Consider the following 4,446-nt stretch of genomic DNA (forward strand, 5'->3'; position numbering starts at 1 on the left):
TGCTGAAACCGTTATCGAAGGGTAGCGTTCCAGCCGCAGCATATCCACCCCAACCGCAACAGGAGACAGCGACATGGCGATCAACAGGACCGGCTCGGCCCATTGGGAAGGCGGCATCAAGGACGGCAAGGGCACGATCTCGACCGAGAGCGGCGCGCTCAGCGCCTATCCCTATGGCTTCTCCAGCCGCTTCGAGGGCAAGCCCGGCAGCAATCCGGAGGAGATCATCGGCGCGGCCCATGCCGCCTGCTTCACCATGGCGCTGTCGCTGATCCTCGGCGAAGCCAATCTGAAGGCCGATGCGCTCGACACCAGCGCCCGCGTGAGCCTCGACAAGCTCGACGACGGCTACGCCATCACCGCGATCCACCTGACCCTGAAGGGCAAGGTGCCCGGCGCCGACCAGGCGACCTTCCAGTCACTGGCCGACAAGGCCAAGGCCGGCTGCCCGGTCTCGAAGCTGTTCAAGGCGCCGATCACGCTGGAGGCGACGCTGATAGGCTAAAGTCCGGGGACCACGGCGTCATGCTCGCCCTTGTGGCGAGCATCCACATCCTGAGCACCGCATTCGCCGAACGAAGACACGGATGGTCGGTACAAGCCCGACCATGACGGGAACCGTCAGGCGAAGTGGCAGGAGACGTGAACGGCGCCCAGGCGCCGCAGCTCCGGCCGCTCGCTGCGGCAGCGATCGGCAGCCTGCGCGCAACGCGGGTTGAAGCTGCAGCCCGGCGGCGGCGCGATCGGGCTCGGCACCTCGCCGGACATGGGCCGGCGTGCCCGGTTCGGGCGCTCGACATCGGGGATCGTCTCGAGCAGCAGCCGCGTATAGGGGTGGCGCGGCCGGGTGAAGACCTCGTCGGCCGACCCAGCCTCGACGAAGCGGCCGAGATACATGATCGCGAGATCGTCCGACATATGCCGGACGACAGAGAGGTTGTGGCTGATGAAGAGATAGGTCAGCCCGAATTCCTTCTGCAGCCGCACCATCAGGTTCAGGATCTGTGCCTGCACTGAGACGTCGAGCGCCGAGGTCGGCTCGTCGCAGACCAGGAAGTCGGCCTCGGTCGCGAGAGCACGGGCGATCGAGATGCGCTGGCGCTGGCCACCCGAGAAGGCGTGCGGGTAGCGGCTCGCGTCGGTGCGGGAGAGGCCGACGACTTCCAGCAGGTCCCCGACGCGTTGCTGCACCGCCGCGTCGTCCGGCCGGAGCTTCAATTCGCGGATCGGCTCCGCGATGATGTCGCCGACGCGCCAGCGCGGATTGAGCGAGGCATAGGGGTCCTGGAAGATCATCTGCACGCGCGGCGGCCCGAACGAGCCGTCGGCGCGGCGGATGTCGCGGAAGTTGAGCATGCCCTCGGTCGGCCGCTGCAGGCCCACGACCATGCGCGCCAGCGTCGATTTTCCGCAGCCGGACTCGCCGACGATGCTGAAGGTTGTGCCGCGCTTCACCGTGAAGGAGACGTTCTCGACCGCGCGCAGGATGCGGCGCGGCTCCCTCGAGAACAGCCGGGACAGGGCTGGCGCCGAGACATCGAAGCGGCAGGAGGCGGCCGCGACATCGAGGATGATGTCGCCTTGCGGTGCGGTCTCGGTCATCGCCGGCTTCGGCATCGGCTGACCCTGCGTGAGCGTCATCACGTTATCACGCATGCGCCGCCTCCTTCAGCGGGAAATGGCAGGCTGCCGCATGCGCCGCCAGCGGCAGGCCCGGCTTGTTGTCGCGGCAGAAGCCTTCGGCCCGGCCGCAGCGCGGGTTGAAGGCACAGCCGGAGGGAATGGCGTTGAGGCGCGGCATGGCGCCGTCGATCTGGTTGAGGTGCTCGTGGCGGGCATGGACGCTCGGGATCGAAGCCATCAACCCGGCGGTATAGGGGTGGCGCGGGCGGCGCACGACCTCCTCGACAGGGCCCATCTCGACGATGCGGCCGGCATACATCACCGCCACGCGATCCACGGTCTCGGCGATGACTCCCATATCGTGGGTAACCAGCATGATGGACGTGCCGTGCTCGCGGCAGAGCCGCTTCAGCAGCGTGGTGATCTGCGCCTGGATGGAGACGTCGAGCGCTGTGGTCGGCTCGTCCGCGATGATCAGCGAGGGCTCGGCGCAGAGTGCGAGCGCGATCACGACGCGCTGGCGCATGCCGCCGGAGAACTGATGCGGGAAATGGTCGATCCGCGTCTCGGCAGCGGGAATGCCGACCTCCTTGAGCAGGTCGAGCGCGCGCCTGCGCGCCTCGGCCCGGCTGACCGGCAGATGGGTCAGGATCGTCTCGACGATCTGGTCGCCGACCTTGAGCAGCGGATGGAGCGAGGTCAGCGGGTCCTGGAAGATCGCGCCGATGCGTCGCCCGCGCAGCCTGCGCATCTGCTCGGCCGGCAGATTGTCGATCCGCTCGCCCGACAGCCGAATCTCGCCGCTGGCGATGCGGCCCGGCGGATCGAGCAGGCCGATCACCGCCGTGCCGGTCAGCGACTTGCCCGCGCCGGACTCCCCGACCATGCCGAGGATCTCCCCCGGCGCGATGTCGAAGGTGACGCCGTCCAGCGCCGTCAGCGGGCCATGGCGGCCGTCGAAGACGATGCGCAGGTCGCGCACGGACAGCAGAGGCGCGGCGGCGGAAGCGGTCATGCGATGGCCTCGCTGCGTTCGATCGCGTAGCTCGACGAGAAGATCTCGCTCATCGGCGGATGGCCCAGCGTGCGCTCGGGATAGCGCGCCATCACGCCCTCGAACTGCTTCTGGGCGCGGGCATTGTCGGCGGTCTCGTCCTGGCCCGGGACGACCCGGTTCTCCATGACGAAACGGCCGTCGATCACCACGGTCGAGAAGTCGCGGCCATGGCCGGTCAGCATCATCGTCTGGATGGGGTCGATGACCTGCCCGCTATGCGGCCGGTCCAGCTCGAAGACGGTGATGTCGGCGCGGGAGCCCGGCTGGAGGCGGCCGAGATCCGGCCGCTGCAGCGCGTCGGCGCCGCCGACGGTCGCGGCGTCGTAATAGTCCTCGGAGCGCACGGCGCCGACATTGCCGGCCATCGTGCGGGCGAGGATCATGCCGGCCTGCAGGTTCATCACCATGTCCGGCGGAGCGGTATCCGTACCCATGGCGATGTTGAGGCCCATGGCGCGATAGCTGCCGAAATGGTTGATCGCATTGCCGTGCCGGCCGGAGACGAGCGGGCAGTGGACGATGCTGGCGCCGGAATCCCGGATGATCTCGAGATCGCGGCCGGGCCGGTCGATCAGGCGGCTGCCCGAGACGACGGTGCCATGCGGCAGCAGGCAGCGCTCGTTGAGGAAGCCGAGGCTCTCCAGCCATTCCGGCGGGCTCATGCCATGCTGGGCGAGCACGAGATCGTACTCGATCTTCGACTGGCAGCAATGGAGCCGGACGGGGATGTCGAGTTCGCGCGAGGCGGCGGCGGTGCGGCGCAGCAGCTCGGCCGTCGAGGTCTCGATGCGGTCCGGCGCGAACATCGCGCGGATCAGGCCGCCGGCGGCGCCCTCATGACGCCTGGCGAAGTCGATGGCCGCATCGAGCTCGGCGAGACCGCGAGCCTCGTCGTAATGGGTGGTGATGCGCCCGTCGGTCTCGACCAGCTGGTTGCCCGTACGGTAGGCCGGTCCGAGATAGGCGCGGATGCCGAGATCGGCGGCGGCCTCCGCCGCGTCCTCGAATTCCTGCACCGTCTCGCCCCAGGCGCGATAGAACAGCGAGGCGATCGGCAGCGCCGTGGTGATGCCGTTGCGGATCAGCTGGGAGAAGGCATAGCGCTTCTGGAAGGCCAGCTCCCCGCGCGTGTACATCTCGTAGGGGCCGGCCTCGAGATAGCTGCGCGGCCAGACCCGGCCCTTCTTCCAGGCGGGCTGGTTGTCATAGCCGAGGATCGTGGTGTCGAGGTCGGAGAGCGCGTCGCAATCGACGAAGCCCGGGCCGATCAGGGCGTGGCCGTAATCGATCCGACGGGCGACCTCGCCGGGAAAGCCGTGGCCGACGAACACGACCTCGCCGTTCTCGAAGACGACCTCTCCGTTCTGGTAGAGCCGATGGCGGCCGTCCTTGTGGCCGACCACCCAGCGCGCGGTCATCAGGATGCGGCCTTCGGGCCGCTTCTTGGCTTTCAGGCTCACGGGGCAGTCCTCACCGAAACGCCGTCACGGGCGACGATCCTGCCGCGCTTGATCACGCGGCGCTTGGGCGAACGGGTCACGACGATGTCGGTCAGGCTCTGGCCGGGCATGATGACGAGATCGGCGATCTTGCCCTCGCCCAGTCCGTAATCGGCGATCTCCATCACCGCGGCGCCGCCCGTGGTGCAGACCTGGAGACCGAGTTCGACCTCGTCGTCGCGGCGGAAATTGTTGCGCAGGCCAATGAACATGGCGCGCTCGACCATGTCGGCATTGCCATAGGGCCCCCAGGTGTCGCGGATGCCG

Annotated in this window: 5 protein-coding genes; 1 reads left to right on the forward strand and 4 read right to left on the reverse strand. The window is 68.3% G+C overall.

Features of this window, described 5'->3' with window-relative positions:
* Positions 1–73 precede the first annotated feature (73 nt).
* On the forward strand, positions 74–505 hold the full coding sequence (locus tag ACIPIA_RS10775; protein ID WP_400509333.1) for an OsmC family protein: 432 nt from the start codon (positions 74–76) through the stop codon (positions 503–505).
* Between the two features lie 116 nt (positions 506–621).
* On the opposite strand, the gene ACIPIA_RS10780 is transcribed toward ACIPIA_RS10775, so the two are convergent.
* From ACIPIA_RS10780 to ACIPIA_RS10795, 4 genes are all read right to left on the reverse strand, one after another.
* A complete protein-coding gene (locus ACIPIA_RS10780) occupies positions 622–1,602 on the reverse strand; it encodes an ABC transporter ATP-binding protein (RefSeq protein ID WP_400509338.1) in 981 nt (326 codons plus the stop codon).
* 46 nt (positions 1,603–1,648) lie between these two features.
* Positions 1,649–2,638: an ABC transporter ATP-binding protein gene (locus ACIPIA_RS10785; protein ID WP_400509335.1), complete on the reverse strand. Its 990-nt coding sequence runs from the start codon at positions 2,636–2,638 to the stop codon at positions 1,649–1,651.
* Entirely contained in the window at positions 2,635–4,098 is a 1,464-nt protein-coding gene (locus ACIPIA_RS10790; protein ID WP_400509339.1) for an amidohydrolase family protein, read from the reverse strand. The genes ACIPIA_RS10785 and ACIPIA_RS10790 overlap by 4 nt, the downstream gene beginning before the upstream one ends.
* Before the next feature lie 38 nt (positions 4,099–4,136).
* On the reverse strand, positions 4,137–4,446 hold a 310-nt coding region (locus tag ACIPIA_RS10795; protein WP_400509336.1), incomplete at its 5' end, for an amidohydrolase family protein.

Source organism: Allobosea sp. CER48 (assembly GCF_044752385.1).
Lineage (GTDB): Bacteria > Pseudomonadota > Alphaproteobacteria > Rhizobiales > Beijerinckiaceae > Allobosea.

Excerpts from the sequence above, each read along its gene's own strand:
- ACIPIA_RS10775 (WP_400509333.1), top strand. The coding sequence starts at position 74 with ATGGCGATCAACAGGACCGGCTCGGCCCATTGGGAAGGCGGCATCAAG.
- ACIPIA_RS10780 (WP_400509338.1), bottom strand. The coding sequence starts at position 1,602 with ATGACCGAGACCGCACCGCAAGGCGACATCATCCTCGATGTCGCGGCC.
- ACIPIA_RS10785 (WP_400509335.1), bottom strand. The coding sequence starts at position 2,638 with ATGACCGCTTCCGCCGCCGCGCCTCTGCTGTCCGTGCGCGACCTGCGC.
- ACIPIA_RS10790 (WP_400509339.1), bottom strand. The coding sequence starts at position 4,098 with ATGACCGCGCGCTGGGTGGTCGGCCACAAGGACGGCCGCCATCGGCTC.